At 68.4% G+C, this 20,133-nt stretch carries 15 protein-coding genes and 1 pseudogene; 4 read left to right on the top strand and 12 right to left on the bottom strand.

Annotated features, from left to right (window positions below):
• Positions 1–6: 6 nt before the first annotated feature.
• From ABT041_RS24015 to ngcE, 10 genes are all read right to left on the bottom strand, one after another.
• On the bottom strand, positions 7–1,086 hold the full coding sequence (locus tag ABT041_RS24015) for a PLL family lectin (RefSeq protein WP_351187634.1): 1,080 nt from the start codon (positions 1,084–1,086) through the stop codon (positions 7–9).
• A gap of 98 nt (positions 1,087–1,184) precedes the next feature.
• On the bottom strand, positions 1,185–2,699 hold the full coding sequence (locus ABT041_RS24020) for an amino acid permease (RefSeq protein WP_351187636.1): 1,515 nt from the start codon (positions 2,697–2,699) through the stop codon (positions 1,185–1,187).
• A 120-nt stretch (positions 2,700–2,819) separates the two neighbouring features.
• Positions 2,820–4,739, bottom strand: coding sequence for a 1-deoxy-D-xylulose-5-phosphate synthase (gene dxs, locus ABT041_RS24025; RefSeq protein WP_351187638.1), 1,920 nt, complete (start codon positions 4,737–4,739; stop codon positions 2,820–2,822).
• A gap of 210 nt (positions 4,740–4,949) precedes the next feature.
• A complete protein-coding gene (locus ABT041_RS24030) occupies positions 4,950–6,239 on the bottom strand; it encodes a sugar ABC transporter permease (RefSeq protein ID WP_502976583.1) in 1,290 nt (429 codons plus the stop codon).
• On the bottom strand, positions 6,236–7,024 hold the full coding sequence (locus tag ABT041_RS24035) for an ATP-binding cassette domain-containing protein (RefSeq protein WP_167352215.1): 789 nt from the start codon (positions 7,022–7,024) through the stop codon (positions 6,236–6,238). The genes ABT041_RS24030 and ABT041_RS24035 overlap by 4 nt, the downstream gene beginning before the upstream one ends.
• Positions 7,025–7,305: 281 nt before the next feature.
• The gene (locus ABT041_RS24040) at positions 7,306–8,370 is read right to left on the bottom strand and encodes a sugar ABC transporter substrate-binding protein (protein ID WP_351187640.1); all 1,065 of its coding nucleotides are present in this window, start codon (positions 8,368–8,370) and stop codon (positions 7,306–7,308) included.
• A 122-nt stretch (positions 8,371–8,492) separates the two neighbouring features.
• The gene (locus tag ABT041_RS24045) at positions 8,493–9,704 is read right to left on the bottom strand and encodes an ROK family transcriptional regulator (protein WP_351187642.1); all 1,212 of its coding nucleotides are present in this window, start codon (positions 9,702–9,704) and stop codon (positions 8,493–8,495) included.
• Positions 9,705–9,866: 162 nt separating this feature from the next.
• On the bottom strand, positions 9,867–10,805 hold the full coding sequence (locus ABT041_RS24050) for a carbohydrate ABC transporter permease (RefSeq protein WP_351187643.1): 939 nt from the start codon (positions 10,803–10,805) through the stop codon (positions 9,867–9,869).
• The gene (locus ABT041_RS24055; protein ID WP_351187645.1) at positions 10,805–11,734 is read right to left on the bottom strand and encodes a carbohydrate ABC transporter permease; all 930 of its coding nucleotides are present in this window, start codon (positions 11,732–11,734) and stop codon (positions 10,805–10,807) included. Before ABT041_RS24055 ends, ABT041_RS24050 begins: the two co-directional genes overlap by 1 nt.
• A 105-nt stretch (positions 11,735–11,839) precedes the next feature.
• Positions 11,840–13,282: an N-acetylglucosamine/diacetylchitobiose ABC transporter substrate-binding protein gene (gene ngcE / locus ABT041_RS24060; RefSeq protein WP_351187647.1), complete on the bottom strand. Its 1,443-nt coding sequence runs from the start codon at positions 13,280–13,282 to the stop codon at positions 11,840–11,842.
• Positions 13,283–13,823: 541 nt separating this feature from the next.
• Here ngcE and ABT041_RS24065 point away from each other — a divergent pair.
• Positions 13,824–14,744 carry an FG-GAP repeat domain-containing protein gene (locus tag ABT041_RS24065; protein WP_351187649.1) on the top strand — a complete coding sequence of 307 codons (921 nt, stop codon included), beginning with the start codon at positions 13,824–13,826 and terminating at the stop codon, positions 14,742–14,744.
• Positions 14,745–14,835: 91 nt separating this feature from the next.
• Here the strand turns inward: ABT041_RS24065 and acnA are convergent, their stop codons facing one another.
• Complete coding sequence (acnA, locus tag ABT041_RS24070; RefSeq protein WP_351187651.1) at positions 14,836–17,550, bottom strand: aconitate hydratase AcnA; 2,715 nt, start codon at positions 17,548–17,550, stop codon at positions 14,836–14,838.
• A 320-nt stretch (positions 17,551–17,870) separates the two neighbouring features.
• On the bottom strand, positions 17,871–18,620 hold the full coding sequence (locus ABT041_RS24075; protein ID WP_351187653.1) for a hypothetical protein: 750 nt from the start codon (positions 18,618–18,620) through the stop codon (positions 17,871–17,873).
• Positions 18,621–18,812: 192 nt separating this feature from the next.
• On the opposite strand from ABT041_RS24075, the gene ABT041_RS39085 reads away from it, so the two are divergent.
• The 3 genes and pseudogenes from ABT041_RS39085 (at position 18,813) to ABT041_RS24085 (ending at position 19,975) form a co-directional block, all read left to right on the top strand.
• Positions 18,813–19,013, top strand: a complete 201-nt coding sequence (locus ABT041_RS39085; RefSeq protein WP_502976584.1) for a hypothetical protein — start codon at positions 18,813–18,815, stop codon at positions 19,011–19,013.
• A 7-nt stretch (positions 19,014–19,020) separates the two neighbouring features.
• A pseudogene (locus tag ABT041_RS39090) lies at positions 19,021–19,311 on the top strand (hypothetical protein); the annotation flags it as partial.
• 322 nt (positions 19,312–19,633) lie between these two features.
• Entirely contained in the window at positions 19,634–19,975 is a 342-nt protein-coding gene (locus tag ABT041_RS24085; protein WP_351187655.1) for a hypothetical protein, read from the top strand.
• Positions 19,976–20,133: the final 158 nt, after the last annotated feature.

The following is a 20,133-nucleotide window of genomic DNA, read 5'->3' on the forward strand; positions in this document are numbered from 1 at the left end:
GCGGTGTCACCCTATGGAGCGCCAGCCTTCGAGCAGCAGGCCCTCGGCACCCACCTTCTGACGGGTGGTGAGCGGGGTGCGGCCGTCGGCCACGGTCACCGCGACGAGGCCGCCGTCGAGGCCCCGGGTGAGGACGGCGGCCAGGTTCCCGTGCCGCTCGCCGGTCTCGGACCAGCTCAGGCCCTCCGCCTCCTGCTCGCTGGGGTAGGCGGCGAGGGCGAGCCGGCCGTCCTCGGACTGCTGGGCGAGGACCGTGCAGTCGAAGCCGTCGATGAGACAGCGGGTGACGGACAGGCGTCCGGCGCCGACCGACTTGCCCAGCGGCGTCGGCGCGAGCTCGCGCTCCGGCGACCAGGCCATGACCTGGCCCTCCTGGTCCAGGTAGAAGAGCGTGACGTGGCCTGAGGGGCCTGTGACGGCCGCGAGGGTTCCCATGGTCACCGAGGCGGGCAGCAGCTCCTCGCGGATCGGCCTGGCCCCGGACTCGCGCTGCACGTAGCGGACGAGGCCCTTGGCGTGCGAGCTGTACAGCTCGACGAAGCCGGAGCCGTTGGTGATGGCGACCGGCGAGGGGTCGGTCTTGGAGCCGAGCAGGTCCCACCAGGGGTGCCAGCCGCCCGCGTCCTTCTGCGCCCGCACGCTGAGGCCCCCGCCCCCGTTCCGTACGAAGACGTAGACGCGGCCCAGGGCGTCCACGGCGACCGCCGGGTGGCCCGTCCAGGGGGACTTGCCGTTCGAGTGCCCGATGGACCGCCAGGCGGCCGCCGGACGGCCCGTCTGGAACTGGACGGCGTGCACCAGCTCGACGTGCCCCTCGTCGCCGCCCGTCGGCCGCACGCCGACGAGGTGGACGTACCGGTCGGCGCCCTGGCCGACCGCGAGGAACGGGGTCAGGCCGTCGCCGCCGAGGGAGACGGGGCCGCTCCAGCCGCCTCCGGGCTCCTCGGTCCAGCGCACCACCTCGCCGTCCCGGGGCAGGTAGGCGCTGAACCGGCCCTCCTCCCCTCTGGTCAGCCAGCCGCCCTGGAGCACGGGGGCGGCGGGGCCGTGGGAACGGTCGTTGGGGGCCTGGGATCGATTCGCCATGGGGGGATCCAGCACTCCGGTCGTCGGGAGGAGTTCGGGTACGAACCGACTGTAGTCGCCCTCCCGGACGGTCTCCCCCGCGCCTACGGCCTCACCGTTCAGTACATGGCGTCCCGGCCCTGCCGCCCGAGCCGGCTGTGACCGCGCCCGTACAGGAAGTACACGAAGAAGCCGATCACCATCCAGACGGCGAAGCGGAACCAGGTCTCGCCGGGCAGGTTGAGCATGAGCCAGACGGAGGCCGCGACGGAGAGGATCGGGAGGACCGGCACCCACGGGGTGCGGAAGGCCCGGTGCAGGTCGGGGCGGGTGCGGCGGAGGATGATGACGCCGATGGCGACCATGACGAAGGCGAAGAGGGTGCCGATGTTCACCAGGGTCGCGAGCTCGTTGATGCTGGTGAAGCCGGCGACGATGGCGATGATCACACCGAGCAGGATGGTCGGCCGGTACGGCGTCCTGAACCGCGGGTGGGTCACGGAGAAGAAGCGCGGCAGCAGACCGTCGCGGCTCATCGCGAAGAAGACACGGGTCTGGCCGAGCAGCAGGATCAGACAGACCGTGGTGAGGCCGACGGCGGCGCCGAAGCTGATCACGCCCGCGTACCAGGGGTGTCCCGCCGCCTTGAAGGCGTCCGCCAGCGGGGCGCTGGTGGACAGCTTGGTGTACTTCTCCATGCCGGTGACGACGAGGGCCACCGCCACGTACAGCACGGTGCAGATGAACAGCGAGCCGAGGATGCCCCGGGGCATGTCCCGCTGCGGCAGCTTGGTCTCCTCGGCCGCCGTGGCGACCACGTCGAAGCCGATGAAGGCGAAGAAGACGACGGAGGCGGCGGTGAAGATGCCCATGACGCCGAAGTTCGTCGGCTCGTAGCCGAAGATCAGCTGGACCATCGGGGAGTCCCAGCCGGACGTACCGCCGGGCGGGGTGACGGCCGGCGGGATGAAGGGCTTGTAGTTGTCGCCGACGATGAAGAACAGGCCCGCGACGATCACGATCATCACGACGGTCACCTTGATCGCGACGACGACCGCGGTGATCCGGGCGGAGAGCTTCATGCCGAGGACGAGGACCACGGTGAGCACGAGGACGAGCAGGAAGGCCAGGATGTCGAAGGTGCCGCCCGAGACGTCCGGGCCCTCGAGCGAGGCCGGCAGGTGCCAGCCGATGTTGTCCATCAGGGATCTGACGTATCCGGACCAGCCGACGGCCACCACCGCCGTACCGAGCGCGAACTCCAGGACCAGGTCCCAGCCGATGATCCAGGCCGGCAGCTCGCCGATCGAGGCGTACGCGAAGGTGTACGCCGATCCCGCCACCGGCACCGTCGAGGCGAACTCGGCGTAGCACAGGGCGGCCAGGGCGCAGACGATGCCCGCGGCGACGAAGGCGAGGGCGGTCGCCGGCCCCGCGTTCTCCTTGGCGACCTTGCCGGTCAGCACGAAGATGCCGGTGCCGATGATGACACCGACGCCGAACACCGTCAGATCCCAGGCCGACAGGGATTTCCGGAGCGCGTGCTCCGGCTCCTCCGTGTCGCGGATCGACTGCTCGACCGACTTCGTCCGGAACAATCCGGTATTGGCGCGTGGCTGCTGGTCCGTACTCACGTCGCACCTCCCTGCCGTGGGGCTGCCCGCCCTCTGGTCAGAATGCACGCGAAAGGGCCGGTCGGCACTCCGAAGAGTGAGCCGACCGGCCCAAAGGTGACGCCGGGTGACGGAGCTCCGTCAGTCGCGGGCGGGTTCCACGGCCTTGCTGCTGCTCTCGAACCGTCCGTCCAGCCGGGACACGAGGCCGGTGACCTGGCGGGCGATGTCCGGGGCGGTCAGACCGATCTCGGCCAGGACCTCGCCGCGGGACGCGTGGTCGAGGAAGCGCGGCGGGATGCCGAAGTCACGCAGCGGTACGTCGACGCCGGCGTCGCGCAGCGCCTGGGCGACGGCGGAGCCGACACCGCCGACACGGCTGTTGTCCTCGACGGTGACGACGACCCGGTGGCGCTCGGCCAGCGGGGCGAGGGCCTCGTCGACGGGCTTGACCCAGCGGGGGTCGACGACCGTGGTGGAGATGCCCTGCCGGTCGAGGAGGTCGGCGATCTCCAGGCACATGGGGGCCAGGGCGCCCACGGAGACCAGGAGGACGTCCGGCCGGTCGCTGTCGGGCTCGCGGAGCACGTCCATGCCGCCGACGCGGCGCAGCGCGGGGACGGCCGGGCCGACCGCGCCCTTGGAGAAGCGGACCACGGTCGGGGCGTCGGTGACCTCGACGGCCTCGCGCAGCTGGGCGCGGACCTGGTCGGCGTCGCGCGGGGCGGCGAGCCGCAGGCCGGGCACGACCTGGAGGATCGACATGTCCCACATGCCGTTGTGCGAGGCGCCGTCGGTGCCGGTGACGCCGGCCCGGTCCAGGACGAAGGTGACGCCGCACTTGTGCAGGGCCACGTCCATCAGGACCTGGTCGAAGGCGCGGTTGAGGAAGGTCGCGTACACGGCGAAGACCGGGTGCAGACCGCCGGTGGCGAGGCCGGCCGCGGAGACCGCGCCGTGCTGCTCGGCGATGCCGACGTCGAAGACCCGCTCGGGGAAGGCCTTGGCGAACTTGTCGAGCCCGACGGGCTGGAGCATGGCCGCGGTGATGGCGACGATGTCCTCGCGCTCCTTGCCGAGCGCGACCATCTCCTCGCCGAAGACGCTGGTCCAGTCGGCTCCGGAGGAGGCGATGGGCAGGCCGGTGTCGGGGTGGATCTTGCCGACGGCGTGGAAGCGGTCGGCCTCGTCCTGGAGGGCGGGCTGGTAGCCGCGGCCCTTCTCGGTGAGGCAGTGGACGATCACGGGGCCGCCGAAGCGCTTGGCGCGCGTGAGGGCGGACTCCAGGGCCTCGATGTCGTGGCCGTCGATGGGGCCGACGTACTTGAGGCCGAGGTCCTCGAACATGCCCTGCGGGGCGATGAAGTCCTTGAGGCCCTTCTTGGCGCCGTGCAGGGTCTCGTACAGCGGCTTCCCGACGACCGGGGTGCGCTCCAGGATGTCCTTGCCGCGGGCGAGGAAGCGCTCGTAGCCGTCGGTGGTGCGCAGGGTGGCCAGGTGGTTGGCGAGGCCGCCGATGGTGGGCGCGTAGGAGCGCTCGTTGTCGTTGACGACGATGACGAGCGGGCGGTCCTTGGCGGCGGCGATGTTGTTCAGCGCCTCCCAGGCCATGCCGCCGGTGAGCGCGCCGTCGCCGATGACGGCGACGACGTGGTCGTCCTTCTTCAGGACCTCGTTCGCCTTGGCCAGGCCGTCGGCCCAGCCGAGGACGGTGGAGGCGTGCGAGTTCTCGATGACGTCGTGCTCGGACTCGGCCTGCGAGGGGTAGCCGGAGAGGCCGCCCTTCATCTTGAGCTTCGAGAAGTCCTGGCGTCCGGTGAGGAGCTTGTGGACGTAGCTCTGGTGGCCGGTGTCCCAGAGGACCTTGTCCTTAGGGGAGTCGAACACCCGGTGCAGGGCGATGGTCAGCTCGACCACACCGAGGTTGGGGCCGAGGTGCCCGCCGGTCTTGGAGACGGCGTCCACGAGGAACGTCCTGATCTCGTCGGCCAGCTGGTCCAGCTGTTCCGGGGAGAGCCGGTCCAGATCTCGCGGTCCCCTGATACGGGTCAGCAGAGCCACCCGTTCCTCCTTGCTTTGAGCTGGTCGAGCTTGCCGATTTGTCGAGTCTAATGTTCCGTCTTGGATCGTGGGCATCGGGCCGGGGGGTGAGGCGTCACCCGCACGGCCGACAATCCGCTGATCTGTACGGCTCTGTACGCGCGCGTGCACTGCTCCGGACGCAGCAGTGCCCGGCACCGGTTTCCCGGTGCCGGGCTGCTGTGACGGTTCTTACGCGCGGCCCGCCGTCTTCTGCGTGCGACGGGAGACCGAGTCGATGATCACGGCGATGAGCAGGACCGCTCCGGTGATCATGTACTGGATCGCGTTCGAGGACAGGTTCATCTGGTTGAGGCCCTGGACGATCGACTGGATGACCAGGATGCCGAGGAGCGCCGACCAGACCTTGCCGCGTCCGCCGAACAGGGACGTGCCGCCGATGACCGCCGCGGCGATGCACATCATCAGCTGGTTGCCGCCGCCGAGGGAGCGGTCGGCGCCGCCCGTCGCGGAGGCGAGGAAGAGACCGCCGACGGCGCCCAGCGTGCCGGAGATCATGAAGACCGAGATCCGGATCCAGTCCACGCTGATGCCTGCGCGGCGGGCGGCCTCGATGCCGCCGCCGACCGCGAAGACCTGACGGCCGTACGTGGTGCGGCGCAGGACGAAGTCGGTGGCGAGCAGGATGACCAGGAAGATCACCAGGGAGAGGGGCAGGCCCTTCTCCTGGTTGAAGCCGTACGCGGCGACGAGGACCAGGACCGCGAGGACGGCGGTGCGCAGGATGATCTCGCTCTGCGGGCGGTGCGGGAGCTCGGCGGCCTTGCGGCGGCGGGAGTCGCGCAGCTGGGCGAGGTAGAAGCCGGCGATGACGGCCACGGCGAGGCCGTAGGCGGCGGCGACGTCGGAGAAGTAGTACTTGGTGAGGTCCTCGACGAAGCTGCCGATCGGGGTGGGGATGGTCGACCGGTCGCCCATCACCCAGGTCTGCAGGCCGGCCCAGCCGAGGAAGCCGGCGAGGGTGACGACGAAGGCGGGCACGCCGATCTTGGCGAAGACGATGCCGTGGAAGGCGCCGATCAGGGTGCCGGACAGGATGCCGAGGAGGATGGCGACCCCGTCGGGCATGTCCGTGCCGAGGACGCCCCAGACCGAGCCGGCGAGGCCCGCGACGGAGCCGACGGCGAGGTCGATCTCGCCGAGCAGCAGCACGAAGACGATGCCGACGGCCATGATGCCGGGGCCGACCGCGTACAGCGTGATCTGGTCGAGGTTGTACGAGGTGATGAAGTTGCCGGTGAGGGCCTGGAAGACGACGCCGATGACGATCAGGCCGACGACGACGGGCAGCGAGCCGATCTCGCCCGAGCGGATCTTGCGCTTGAACTCGTCGACGTATCCCTTGAAGCCCTGCTCGCGGACGAGGAGGCGGGGGTCGACGGCGGGGACGGGCGCGGTGGCCGGCGTCTCCGTGCGCGGCTCGGGCACCGTGTCCTCGGAGGTGCTGGGGGTGGTGCTCACTTGGCTACCTCCGCGTTGCGGGCCTGACGGCGGGTCACGGCGTTGTCCGTGGCACCGGTGATCGCGGCGATGATCTCTTCGTGCGTGGTGGTGGCGACCGGGAAGGTGCCGTTGTTGCGGCCCAGGCGGAGGACGGCCACGGTGTCGGCGACGGCCTTCACATCGGCCATGTTGTGGCTGATGAGGATGACGCCGAGGCCCTGCTCGCGCAGCCGCTCGACCAGGTCGAGGACCTGCGCGGTCTGCTCGACGCCGAGCGCGGCGGTGGGCTCGTCCAGGATCACGATCTTGGGGTTGCCGACCAGGGCGCGGGCGATGGCGACGACCTGCCGCTGACCGCCGGAGAGGGCGGCGACGGGGATGCGGACGCTGGGGATGCGGATGGAGAGCGTGGAGAGCAGGTCCTTGGCCCGCTTCTCCATGGCGACCTCGTCGAGGACGCCGCCCTTCTTGATCTCGCGGCCGAGGAACAGGTTGGCGACGACGTCGAGGTTGTCGCAGAGCGCGAGGTCCTGGTAGACGGTCGCGACACCGAGGTTCTGGGAGTCGTGCGGCCGCTGGATCTCGACGCGCTCGCCCTCCCACTCGATGACGCCCTCGTCGATGGGGTGCACGCCGGCGATCGTCTTGACCAGCGTGGACTTTCCCGCTCCGTTGTCGCCGACGAGCGCGACGACCTCTCCTGCGTGGACTTCGAGATCGACGCCGGAGAGGACCTGAACCGCTCCGAATCGCTTGAAGATCCCGCGCAACGCCAGCACGGGCGTCTGGGACACGTGAACCAACTCCTTCGCCGCCCGAGGGGGCGACGGCATGTCGCGCCGTCGTGCGGCGCCGAAGACTTCGAGGGGGGGCTGGGCTCGTCCGGCCCCCGGACCGACAGCGGGGTCTGGGTCGGCCAGGGGGCCGGACGGGCTGGGGGACGGATCCGTTCGTCGTACGCCGCCCTTGTTACCGAGGGTCTTCACCCTCTGTACGCGGGGCCGTGCGGCGCCCTCTCCAAGGGGCGGCGGACGTGCGGGATCCGTGGCGCCGGGCCCTCAGGGCCCGGCGGGTGGAGCCGGGGTTACTTGATGCCCAGCTCGGCGCACTTGGCGGCGAGGTCCGCGGTGCAGAGGTCGGCGGCCTTGTAGATGCCGTCCTTGACGACCGTGGACTGGATGTTGGTCTTGTCGACCACGACCGGGGCGAAGAGCGTGGAGGGCACGCCGTCCGTCTCGCCCTGGGCGCCGAGCTCCTTGCCCTTGAGCAGGTTCACCGCGAACTTGGCGGCCTCGGGGGCCAGCTGGAGCGGCGACTTGTAAATCGTGAAGGTCTGGGTGCCGGCGATGATGCGCTGGATGCCCGCGACCTCGGCGTCCTGGCCACCCACCGGGATGCCCTTGACGCCGGCGTTCTCGAGGGAGGTGATGATGCCGCCGGCCATGCCGTCGTTCGCGGAGTAGACGGCGCCGATCTTGTCCTTGCCGACCGAGGAGATCGCGGCGGACATCTTCTCGCCGGCGACCTTCGGGTCCCACTCGCCGGAGGCCTCGTAGGCGATCTTGCCGACCTTGCCGTCGAGCGCGGTGTGGGCGCCCTTCTTGAACAGCGCGGCGTTCGGGTCCTTCTCGTCGCCGTTGATCATCACGACGTTGGCGGTGGCGGCCTTCGCGCCGAGCGCGGTCAGCAGGGCCTGGCCCTGGAGCTCGCCGACCTTGTTGTTGTCGTGGCTGACGTAGGCGTCGGCGCCCGGGACGGCGCGGTCGTACGCGACGACCTTGACGCCCTTGGCCTTCGCGTCCTTGACCCAGCCCTCGGCCTTGGCGGCGTCCACCGGGTCCAGGGCGATGACCTTGACGCCGTCGGCGATCAGCTGGTCGAACTGCTGCTTCTGCTTGACGACGTCGGAGACGGCGTTGTTGTAGACGATCTCGCAGTCGGAGCAGGCGGCCTTGACGGCCTTCTCGAACTGGGGCTTGTCCAGCGCCTCGTAGCGCGAGGTCTTGTTCTCCGGCAGGAGCAGACCGATCTTGGTCGAGCTGCCCTTGTCGCCGCTGTCGCCGCCGCCGGCCTGGCCGCAGGCGGCGAGCGAGAGGGCCATCGAGACCGCGGCCGTGGCTATGACGGCACGACGCGTCACTGCGTTCATGTGGGGTTGCCTCCCTGACGAGGCCGCGACGTTGCGGCCGAGGTGGCACGAAGTCAACTCGGCCGAAACGTTAACGTCAAGAAGTAAATCCTTAACGAGATGACAACGACGTTGTTCGTTATCTAAGTGAAGGCAAGCCGTGAGGCAGGGGCGGACGCGGGCAGCGCACTCTCCAACAGGGTCGAATCGCCCATTTCGCTCAGCGCGAGGGCGAGGGCGCCCAGCACTTCGGCGCGCCCGCCGAGGGCCCCCTGGGCCAGCGAGAGCTGCCGGGCGGCGCTGGGGATCGCGTACCGCGAGACGGAGTCCCTGATGGGCCCCAGGACCAGCTCGCCGGCCTCGGCGAGGTCGCCGCCGAGCACCACCCGGCTGGGGTTCAGGAGGTTGCAGAGGTTGGCGATGCCGCTGCCGATGTGCCGTCCGACGTCGGCGATCACCCGGCGGCAGCCGGGGTCGCCCTCCCTGGCCAGCTGGACGACCCGCTCCATCGTCAGGTCGGGGCCGTGGCTCGGCTGGAGCAGCGGGAGCACGTACCGCGCGGCCGTGAAGGTCTCCAGGCAGCCGCGGTTGCCGCAGCGGCAGACCGGTCCCGACTCGTCCAGGGTGATGTGCCCGATCTCCCCCGCGGTGCCGCCGGGGCCCCGGTAGACCCGGCCGTCGATGACGAGTCCGGCGCCGACGCCGCTGGCCACCTTGATGTACGCCAGGTCCTTGACGCCCCGGCCGCTGCCCCAGACGAGCTCGCCGAGCGCGCCGAGGTTGGCGTCGTTGTCGACGTGCACGGGGACGCCGAGCCGGGCCGAGAGCTCCTCGGCGGGGTTGATGCCGCTCCAGCCCGGCAGGATCGAGGTCGAGCCGAGGGTCCCCGAGGAGACGTCGATCGGTCCCGGCACGCCGAGGCCGACGCCGATCACCTTGTCGTAGCCGATGCCGGTGGCCCGGATCAGCCGCTTGACCAGCTGCTCCGCGCGGTCGAAGCCCTCGGCTGCGGAGGCGTCCACGTCGAGCGGCTCGGCCTCCTCGGCGAGCACCTGGTGGGCCAGGTTGCCGACCGCGACCCGGAGGTGGGTGTGGCCGAAGTCCACGCCGATCACGATGCCCGCGTCACCGGAGAGCGAGACGCTGCGGGCGCGGCGGCCGCCGGCCGAGGTGGGCGTCACCTCGACGGTGCCGCCGTCCTTCAACTCCCGCACGATGTTGGAGACCGTGGCGGCGGAGAGGCCCGTCGCCCGGGCGATCTCCGCCTGGGTGAGCGAGCCGGCCATGCGCACCGCCCGGACGACCCGTTCGAGATTGGCCCTGTGCAGAGACGTCTGCGACCCCGGAGTCTCCATCGACTCACTCACTCCCACCGTTTTCTCCAACATGTGAACCCTAAGGGGACTCTTTCGGCTTGGTCCCCGTCAAGAGCTTGAGTGTGGGGCGGCGAGGGTCACACGACGCGACAGGGCCCCCGGCGCGGGTGCGCGGGGGCCCTGCGGAGTGCGACGGCGGGGTTACTTCACGGCGCCGGCGGTGAGACCGGCCACCACCTGCCGCTGGAAGATGATGTACGCGGCGAGGACCGGGAGCATCGCCATCACGAGGCCGGCGAAGAGGCCGGACCAGTCGCCCTTGTAGCCCTGGCTGACGGCCAGCTGGACGAGGCCCTGCGAGAGCACCTTGTTCTCCGGCTCGGTGTTGAGCACCGTCGGCAGCAGGTACTGGTTCCACTGGCCGAGGAAGTTGAAGATGCCGACGCTGATGAGGCCGGGCTTGGCCATCGGCAGCATGACCTGGAAGAAGGTCCGGGTGTGCGAGGCGCCGTCGACGAAGGCCGCCTCCGCCACCGAGGTCGGCAGGGTGCGGAAGAAGGCCGTGAGGAAGAAGACGGTGAACGGCAGCGAGTACGCGATGTAGACCAGGATCAGGCCGTGCAGCGTGTTCAGCAGGGCCATGTTCTGCATGACGTAGAAGAGCGGCACGAGCGCCAGGATGATCGGGAAGCTCATCCCTCCGATGAAGAGGAAGTAGATGAAGCGGTTGCCCGGGAAGTCGAAGCGGGCCAGTACGTAGGCCGCCATCGAGCCGAAGAGGAGCGTGCCGAGGAGCGAGCCGCCGACCACCAGGATGGTGTTCAGGAAGTAGTCGCTCATGTGCGCCTCGGTCCAGGCGCGCGACCAGTTCTCGAAGTGCAGCCTGTCGGGCAGCGCCCAGGGCGAGGTGAAGATCGCCTTGTCGCTCTTGAAGGAGGTCATGACCGCCCAGAGCAGCGGCATGACGACCATGATCGCCCAGATGATCAGGACGCCGTGCGAGAAGACGTTGAGGGTCGCGCCCTCGGCCTTGGCGGTCCTGCGCGGGGCGGGCGGCGCCGTCTTGGTGACCGCGGGTCCCGGTCCGGCCGGGGAGCCGGGGGTCTCGACGCCGGTGAGGGCAGTGTCGGTCGGTTTCATCAGAACTCCAGCCGCTCGCGCCGGCCCAGCTTCATCACGACGGCCGCGAAGGCGAGCGTGACGAGGAGGAGCGCGACACCGATGGTCGTTGCGTAGGCGGCCTGACCGTCCCGGAACGCCTTCTGGTACACGTACAGCGGAAGGACGATGGTGGAGAAGTCCGGCCCGCCGCCGTTGGGGCCGACGGTCATGATCTGCACGACGGCGAAGGACTCCGCGCCGAGCGCGAGGATGCCCATGTAGATCCAGCCCGACTGCACGGTGTCCCAGAGCAGCGGCAGGGTGATCTTGAAGAAGGTCGTGAAGCGGTTCGCGCCGTCGAGCAGGGCCGCCTCGTAGAAGTCCCGCGGAATGGACGCCATGCCGGCCGAGAAGAGGACGACGAAGAATCCGACGGTGGACCAGACGAGGACCACCATCACGCAGATGAGGGCGAGGTTCGGATCACCGAGCCAGTCCGGCTGAACGCTGCCGAGACCGACACCCTTCAATACGGAATTGATGGCTCCGCTGTTCGGGTTGTACGCGAACTGGAAGAGCAGCGCGACGATCGCGATCGACAGCACCTGCGGGAAGAAATAGACGATCTTGTAGAACGAGGAACCGCGCACACCCGCGATCGCCGCGCCCTTGCGGCGCCGACCGCCGACATTGAGCATGAACGCGAAGAAAAGCGCGAGCCCCACGGTCACGAGCGGCAGCACCACCGCGAAGGTCAGACTGTGCTGGACCGATTTCCAGAAGACCTCGTCGTCCAGCATTCTGCTGTAGTTGTCGAATCCGACCATCCCGAATTCGGGACTCAGCCCGGTCCAGTCCGTGAACGAGTAGTAGATGGCCTGGATGAACGGCCAGATCACGAACAGCGCGTAGAGCGCGAGGGGGACCGCCAGGAACCCCACGATGAAACGGTACTTGCCGTGTTGCATTCCTACCGACCCCGATCTTTCCCGCGCCGGGCGCGCCGCTGATGCCGCGCGCGAAGGAGCCGGGGCCCGCTCCCGGTCGGCGGGAAGGGGCCCCGGCACTGTGCGTCAGTGCTTGTAGTGCTTGATGCTCGAGTCCTTGGCCGCCTCATCGGCGTACTTCTGGATCTTCTTGATCGTCTCGGCCGGGGTCGCGCGGCCGGCCATCATCTCGCCGAGGCCGGCGACACCGATCTTCTCCTTCTGGAGGGCGACGTACCAGTCCTGGAGGCGCGGGTTGACGACGTTCTGGCCGGCCTTCTCCAGGGCGGCGACACCGGACTTGAGGCCCGGGGTCAGCTCGATGCCGTCGGTGCCGCCGTTGAAGGCCGTCAGGGACTTCACCGACTGGGTGAAGTTCTTGGAGGAGGCCTCGCTGAGCATGATGCGCAGCTGCTCCAGACCGCCCTCCATGTTCTTCGCCTTCGCCGGGACGATGAAGGGCTCACCGCCGGAGGCCCAGATCGTGCCGAAGGGCATCTTGTCGGAGGAGTCGATGCCGGTCGGGGCCGAGACCGCCAGGTTGAAGTCGGCCGGCATGGTCTTCGCGGCCTCGTTCTCGACCCAGGAGCCGTTCGGGATGAACAGCGCCTTGCCCTCGGTCCAGGCGGTCTGCGACTGGATGTGGTCGAGGCCGGGGGTGCCCTGGAGGATGTAGCCCTTCTTGACCAGCTCGTAGTAGGCCTCGAAACAGGCCTTGACCGCGGGGTGCTCCCAGGCCTTCGGCTCCAGGTTGTCGATGGCGTCGAGGACCTCGCGGCCGCCGACCTTGCCGATCATCGGGTAGAGCGAGAAGGGGACGTAGTACGGGTACTTGCCGGCGTACGTCCAGCCGGCGATGCCCTTCTTCTTGGCCTTCTCGCAGACGGCCAGCATCTCGTCCCAGGTCTCGGGGTACTTCGCGTCGAGGGAGTCGAGCAGCTTCTGCGAGTACCAGACGCCGTAGACCGTGTACGCGTAGTACATGATCCACACCGGGTCGCCCTCGAACTGGCCCATCTCGATGATGCCCGGCCGCAGGGTGTCACGGACCTTCTTGCTCGGGTCGTCGACGGACGGCGCGTCCAGGAGCGGGGTGAGGTCCGCGAGCTGCTTCTGGCCGACGAGGACGCCCATGTCCATCTGCTCGGCGCCGGAGTTGTCGATGAGGTCCGGCGGGGTGCCGCCGTTGAAGCGCGGCTGCAGGGTGGTGGTGATCTTCTGGGTCGGCGTGAACTTGACCTGCGCCTTGGGGTAATTCGTCTCGTAGACCTTGATCGCGTCCTTGGCGTACTGCTGTCCGAATCCGCCGTCGAAGAGGACGAAATCGAGCGGCGCCGACTCGTTCACCCCGAGCGGGTTCTTATCGGACTTCGTGCCCTTTTCGACCTTCTCGTTACCACCGTCACCGCTGCTCGCGCAGGCGGACAGGAAGCCCATCGTCGGTACGGAGATCAGACCGATAGCGGCGGAACGCTTGATCAGATCGCGACGGCCGAGGCCCTCACCGTTGTGTGCGGAGGTGGATCCCATGCTCAAGTCCTCGCCTTCATTCAGGACTCAGGCGGTGTACCGGTCGCCCGTTTCTCACTCGCCACAGGCGAAGGGCCCCGCCACCGCGGTCATTTGCAGCCGGGTCGTGCACGCGTCGGGCCGTCGTCGGATTGCTCCGACTGGCTGGACGCCGACAGGTATAGTCCACTTCCCTTCACGGGAGCAAGATCGAAACCAGCTTTCCACGACCATCTTTCCCGAGTTGAGACCTCCGGGATAAGCACGCTGGATCTGCGGCGTTTCGTCCAACCATTCGCGACGCAACACTCTTGACACGGCATCAGGGCCACCCCACCTCCCGGGACCCGCGGCGCGGGCGGCCGACAGCGGGCGGAAGGGAAGGGAAGGAAGGGGCAATTGGGACATACGATCGCCATCGAAACAGTTGTGTCACAAACCAGTTGCCCGGTGAAGATTCCGTGAGAAGGATCCGGGATCATAGAGGTCCCCACCGCCCCCTGCCCCCGGGCACGGGCGCGCGGCGGGACCTGCCTCATTCCATACGGATCTGGAGATCTACGTGGCCAACTCTTCTGGCCTGAACCGCACGGGCGTTCTGTCCCGTGTCACGGTCGCGGCGATAACCGCCGCCCTCGTCGGTACCACGACGGCTGCCGTCGCCGCCGACGCACCGCAGGAGCGGACGGCCTCCGCCGCCGTCCAGCAGCCCTCGGGCAACGCGAGCGCCTTCGCCGCCGAGACCACCAGCGACGCCCAGGTGAACGCCCTCTACGGCGTCGACTCCCGCGGCGACATGTACGGCTACGCGCCGAACGGCGAGGGCGGCCTCGACGCCCGCGTCTACACCGGCTACGGCTGGGGCAACGCCAAGTTCATCAACCAGGTCGACCAGAACCACGACGGCAGCGCCGACGGCATCTGGGACGTCACCGCGGGCCGCCTGTCGTACATGGCGTTCGGCGGCGACCCGGTCTCCATCGGCACCGGCTGGAGCATCTACAACAAGGTCCTGTCCGCGGGCCAGCTCGGTGGCGGCACGGCCGACGACCTGCTCGCCCGTGACAGCTACGGCACGCTGTGGCTGTACCTGGGCTACGGCAACGGCAAGGTCGCGACCCGCGTCAAGATCGGCGGCGGCTGGCAGGCCTACAACCAGATCGCCGGCAAGGGCGACCTGAGCGGCGACGGCAAGGACGACATCGTCGCCCGCGACGGTGCCGGTGTGCTGTGGCTCTACAAGGGCACCGGCAACTACAGCGCGCCGTTCGCCGCCCGCACCAAGATCGGTGGCGGCTGGCAGATCTACAACACCCTGGTCTCCACCGGCGACATCGACCTCGACGGCATCGCCGACCTGATCGCCCGGGACAGCTACGGCGCCCTGTGGCTGTACAAGGGCACCGCGAACGGCACCACGCCCTACAAGCCGCGCGTGAAGATCGGCACCAGCGGCTGGAACACCTACCGCCTCATGTTCTGATCCTCGCCCCGTCGTGAGACGGCGCACGTGAAGAACGAAAGGGCCCCGCTCCTCTTCCGAGGAGCGGGGCCCTTGCCGTTCACCCGATGCGTCAGCCGCGGATCAGGTTGCGGAGCACGTACTGCATGATGCCGCCGTTGCGGTAGTAGTCCGCCTCACCGGGGGTGTCGATGCGGACGACCGCGTCGAACTCGACACCGGTGTCGGTGGTGACCTTGACCGTGCTCGGCGTGGTGCCCTCGTTCAGCTCCGTGACGCCCGTGATGGAGAAGGTCTCCTCACCGGTCAGGCCGAGCGAGTCGGCCGACTGGCCGGCCGGGAACTGGAGCGGCAGGACGCCCATGCCGATGAGGTTCGAGCGGTGGATGCGCTCGTACGACTCGGTGATGACGGCCTTGACGCCGAGGAGCGCGGTGCCCTTGGCGGCCCAGTCGCGGGACGAGCCGGAGCCGTACTCCTTGCCGCCCAGGATGACCAGCGGGGTGCCGGCGGCCTGGTAGTTCTGCGAGGCGTCGTAGATGAAGGAGACCGGACCGTCGGTCTGGGTGAAGTCGCGGGTGTAGCCGCCCTCCGTGCCCGGCGCGATCTGGTTGCGCAGGCGGATGTTGGCGAAGGTGCCGCGGATCATGACCTCGTGGTTGCCACGGCGCGAGCCGTAGGAGTTGAAGTCACGACGCTCCACACCGTGCTCGGTGAGGTACTTGCCGGCCGGGGTGTCGGCCTTGATGGCGCCGGCCGGGGAGATGTGGTCGGTGGTGACCGAGTCGCCCAGCTTGGCCAGGACGCGGGCGCCGACGATGTCGGTGACCGGGGTGGTCTCCATCGTCATGCCCTCGAAGTACGGGGGCTTCCGCACGTAGGTGGACTCGGCGTCCCACTCGAAGGTGGAGCCGGTCGGGATCGACAGGGCCTGCCACTGGGCGTCGCCCGCGAAGACGTCCTGGTAGGACTTCGAGAACATGTCCTCGCCGATGGCGTTGGCGACGACGTCGTTGACCTCGGACTCCGACGGCCAGATGTCGGCCAGGTAGACGGGCTTGCCGTCCTGGTCGACGCCGAGGGCGTCCTTGGTGATGTCCACCTTCATGGAGCCCGCGATGGCGTACGCGACGACCAGCGGCGGGGAGGCCAGGTAGTTCATCTTGACGTCGGGGTTGATGCGGCCCTCGAAGTTCCGGTTGCCGGAGAGGACCGAGGTCACGGCCAGGTCGTGCTCGTTGACGGCCTTGGAGACCTCCTCCGGCAGCGGGCCGGAGTTGCCGATGCAGGTGGTGCAGCCGTAGCCGACGAGGTTGAAGCCGACCTTGTCGAGGTACGGGGTGAGGCCCGCCTTGTCGAAGTAGTCGGTGACGACCTTCGAGCCCGGGGCGAGGGTGGTCTTGACCCACGGCTTGCGGGTCAGGCCCTTCTCGACGGCCTTCTTCGCGACGAGCGCGGCGGCGACCATCACGTACGGGTTCGACGTGTTGGTGCAGGAGGTGATCGCGGCGACGGTGACGGCGCCGTGGTCGATCGTGTACGTCGTGCCGTCGGGGGCGGTCACCTGGACCGGGTTCGACGGGACGCCGTTGCTGACGGCCGGGGCGTCGGAGGCCGGGAAGGACTCCTCGCCGGCCTCGTCGGCGGTGGCGACGTAGTTGCGGACGTCCTGGGCGAACTGCGCGGCGGCGTTCGCGAGGACGATGCGGTCCTGCGGGCGCTTCGGGCCGGCGATGGACGGGACGACCGTGGAGAGGTCGAGCTCCAGCTTCTCGGAGAAGTCGGGCTCGGCGGCCGGGTCGAGCCAGAGGCCCTGCTCCTTGGCGTACGCCTCGACGAGCGCGACCTGCTGCTCGGAGCGGCCGGTGAGCTTGAGGTAGTTCAGGGTCTCGTCGTCGATCGGGAAGACCGCGGCGGTGGAGCCGAACTCCGGCGACATGTTGCCGATGGTGGCGCGGTTCGCGAGGGAGGTGGCGGCGACGCCCTCACCGTAGAACTCGACGAACTTGCCGACGACACCGTGCTTGCGCAGCATCTCGGTGATGGTCAGCACGAGGTCGGTGGCGGTGGTGCCGGTGGGCAGCTCGCCGGTCAGCTTGAAGCCGACGACACGCGGGATGAGCATGGAGACCGGCTGGCCGAGCATGGCGGCCTCGGCCTCGATGCCGCCGACGCCCCAGCCCAGCACACCGAGGCCGTTGACCATGGTGGTGTGCGAGTCGGTGCCGACGAGGGTGTCGGGGTACGCCTGGCCGTTGCGGACCATGACGGTGCGGGCCAGGTGCTCGATGTTCACCTGGTGGACGATGCCGGTGCCCGGCGGGACGACCTTGAAGTCGTCGAAGGCGGTCTGGCCCCAGCGCAGGAACTGGTAGCGCTCCTTGTTGCGGCCGTACTCCAGCTCGACGTTCTGCGCGAAGGCGTCGTTGGTGCCGAACTTGTCGGCGATGACGGAGTGGTCGATGACCATCTCGGCCGGGGACAGCGGGTTGATCTTCGCCGGGTCGCCGCCGAGCGCGGCGACGGCCTCACGCATGGTGGCGAGGTCGACGACGCAGGGCACACCGGTGAAGTCCTGCATGATCACGCGGGCGGGCGTGAACTGGATCTCCTGGCTCGGCTGAGCCTGCGAGTCCCAGTTTCCGAGGGCCCGGATGTGGTCGGCGGTGATGTTCGCGCCGTCCTCGGTGCGGAGCAGGTTCTCCAGGAGGACCTTCAGGCTGTAAGGGAGGCGCGCGGAGCCCTCGACCTTGTCCAGCTTGAAGATCTCGTACGACTCGTCGCCCACGCGCAGCGTGCTGCGGGCGTCGAAGCTGTTCGCCGACACGACAGTCTCCTTCATCAATGTGCGCGTACTACCGTCATGCTGCCGCCACGACTCCTCGCCGATCCGCTAAGGTAAGGCTAAGTTAGGTAACCCTTACCGGGCAGGCGGCCGCAGTGCGCCGTAAGCAGTTATCTCGATGTCGAGATAACTCTAGTGCATCCCCGCCTCGCGGTCATGCCCGGGCGCCCGCGTGCTGTCTCATCGAAGGCTGATCGATGTCACCGAAGGTTGATGACTGGCAGTTTCGTCTCACCGAAGTTTGAGTGGTCGGGGTGCCAGCGCCCGTTCCGGCGAAGGCGGCTGCGTTTCGCTGGCGGCGCTCAGTGTGTGGCGGACCAATCGGCGCTGACCTGGTCCGCTACGGAGAAGGCTGTTTCGCAGTCCGGGCACGCCGCGTCGCCGAAGACGTAGGTCATCGCGTTGGCGACTTCTCGGTGGCCGTCGGTGAGCGCGATGTCGTGGAGCCGTCTGCCGATGCCGTCCATGTCTGCGGGGTTCGCGGGACGCAGGGGCGTCGTCTCGACGTCGTCGTCCGACAGTGCGTAGTCGCCGCTCGTGGAGAAGAATCCGCGGTCGCCGATGACGATGAACAGGTTGGCTTGGCAGCTGGGGCAGGAGACCTCGTACTCCTCGTTAACAAGGCCCGAGGCCAGGTCTTCGCTCCAGCTCAGGACGCCTTCGAAGCTCAGCATGGCTTCGAGGAGGTAGGCGTACTCGGTGCGATCGGACGCCGTCCGGAGGGGTTGGTGCGCCACTGCCAGCAGGGTCTCGACCTCCGCCACGTGCTGCGCGCGGACGTCGCCGGCCCCGTGCGGCTGGTCGGCTCCCGCCATGATCGCGCCCGCCAGATTCAGGGCACTGACCGCCTGCTCTCGGTCATCGCTGCCGGCTACGTCGGCTAGCCAGGGCAGGGCCGCGAAGCTGGCCGAGTAGACACTGCCTTGATGACACAGCGCCGACCACAGCTCGTTCCAACGCTCGGCGTTCGGCTCCGACGCGATCTGGTCCAGCAGTGCCGGGATGTCTTCCGCGGAGCCGTAAGCATGGCCGAGTTGCGACCAATCCGTCATGCGGGGATCCAACCAGGTCAGTGAATCGACACGCCAAGCGCACCCTCCGTTACCCCAGCCGGGTGGTCGACCCCGAGACATGAAGTTTCACCCAGCTGAGGGGTTTCATGCAATTTGCCCCTGAGTGAGTCCCGCCAGACCCGGACAGTTGTCTTCATAGGGCGGTGGGTACGGGGCGGACAGGGGTGGACGGTGGGAGAACTCGCGGGTGCGTACGCGGATCCGGCACTTGGGTCGTTTGACCTGGACTTCTACGAGGGTGGCACGCGGGTTCGCAGTCCGCTGGGGGTGAGCTGGAACATGCGCTTCGAGCAGGCGGACCCGGTGCGTTCATTCCGCTGGGCAAAGGGGGGCAAGCTTCGCGGGCTGGCACTGGTCGGCGACGACTGGTGACCACGTCGGGTATGAGTCGTGGCTGGAGCGAGACCGGCTGATCCTCCTCGACGCCGATCCGGATGTGACGGGGATCGCCTCGCAGCCTTTCTGGCTGCACTGGCATGACGGATCACGCAAGCGTCGTCACGCCCCGGACTACTTCGTGCGGCTCGCGCTCTCCCACGCCATCCGCGGAGCCGCGATCGACGCGATCCTCACCGGCACCGAGAAGATCACGAAAAGATCCCTCGAAGCGATTCCACTGGACCACTCCGCCCAGAATGCCGCAGGCCTATCGACGGCGGTCAGCCGGTGACATCCGAACTGCCTGAACGCATCGCCCGGCTCTCCGTGAACGTCCGCCCGCGGCTCGGCGAGACCACCGACTCCTACATCCGACGGCTGGCCCGAGCCAACCACCTCAAGCCCAGCTACCTGCACTGTTTCCTCTGCGGACCACCTTTCTGGGTCGGGAAACCCTGATCGAACGGCTCGCCGCTGCCTCCGGACGCTCAGCGGAAGCCCTACAGCACACACTCTCAGACGCCAGCTCTCCCAGAGGCCGTGCCAAGCCGAACCCTCGCACCCTGCGCCTCCACCAGCACAAAGCGCTCACCAAGAATCGACTCGATCGGACCGTGCTGATCCAGCACGACGCGCTGGACGGAAGCATGACCATCCGGACCGTCTCGGAAGAGTGGGAAGTTCCTCGCTGGCTGGTCCGGCGCGTCCTGACCTCATCAATCTTCCCCGAACACAGCACCCGCCGACGACGCAATGCCCTCGACGACCAGGACAGGGAACTGATCGCCGCCATGATCGACAAGGGCATGGGCGCCAAGCAGACCTGGACCGAGCTCATGGACACTCACGACATCTCGGTATCGATCGCGAACCTGCAGATCATGGCCACCAAGCAACGCCGGACAGCTCAGATCCATCCGCCGCGGCTCTCGCTCGACAGCCCGGAGGCAGCCTGACTCGGATCACTCAAACTTCGATGAGACGCGCTCAATCTTCGATGAGACAGGACAGTGCGGTTGATCTCTCGCAGCGAAGGTTGAGCAGTTCTCAGCAAAGACTGGGGACTGATGGACTCTGCTAACAGCGCGCACCGCGTTCAACGTTTATGCGCCCA

The organism is Streptomyces sp. NPDC002825 (genome assembly GCF_040295385.1).
Taxonomy (GTDB): domain Bacteria; phylum Actinomycetota; class Actinomycetes; order Streptomycetales; family Streptomycetaceae; genus Streptomyces.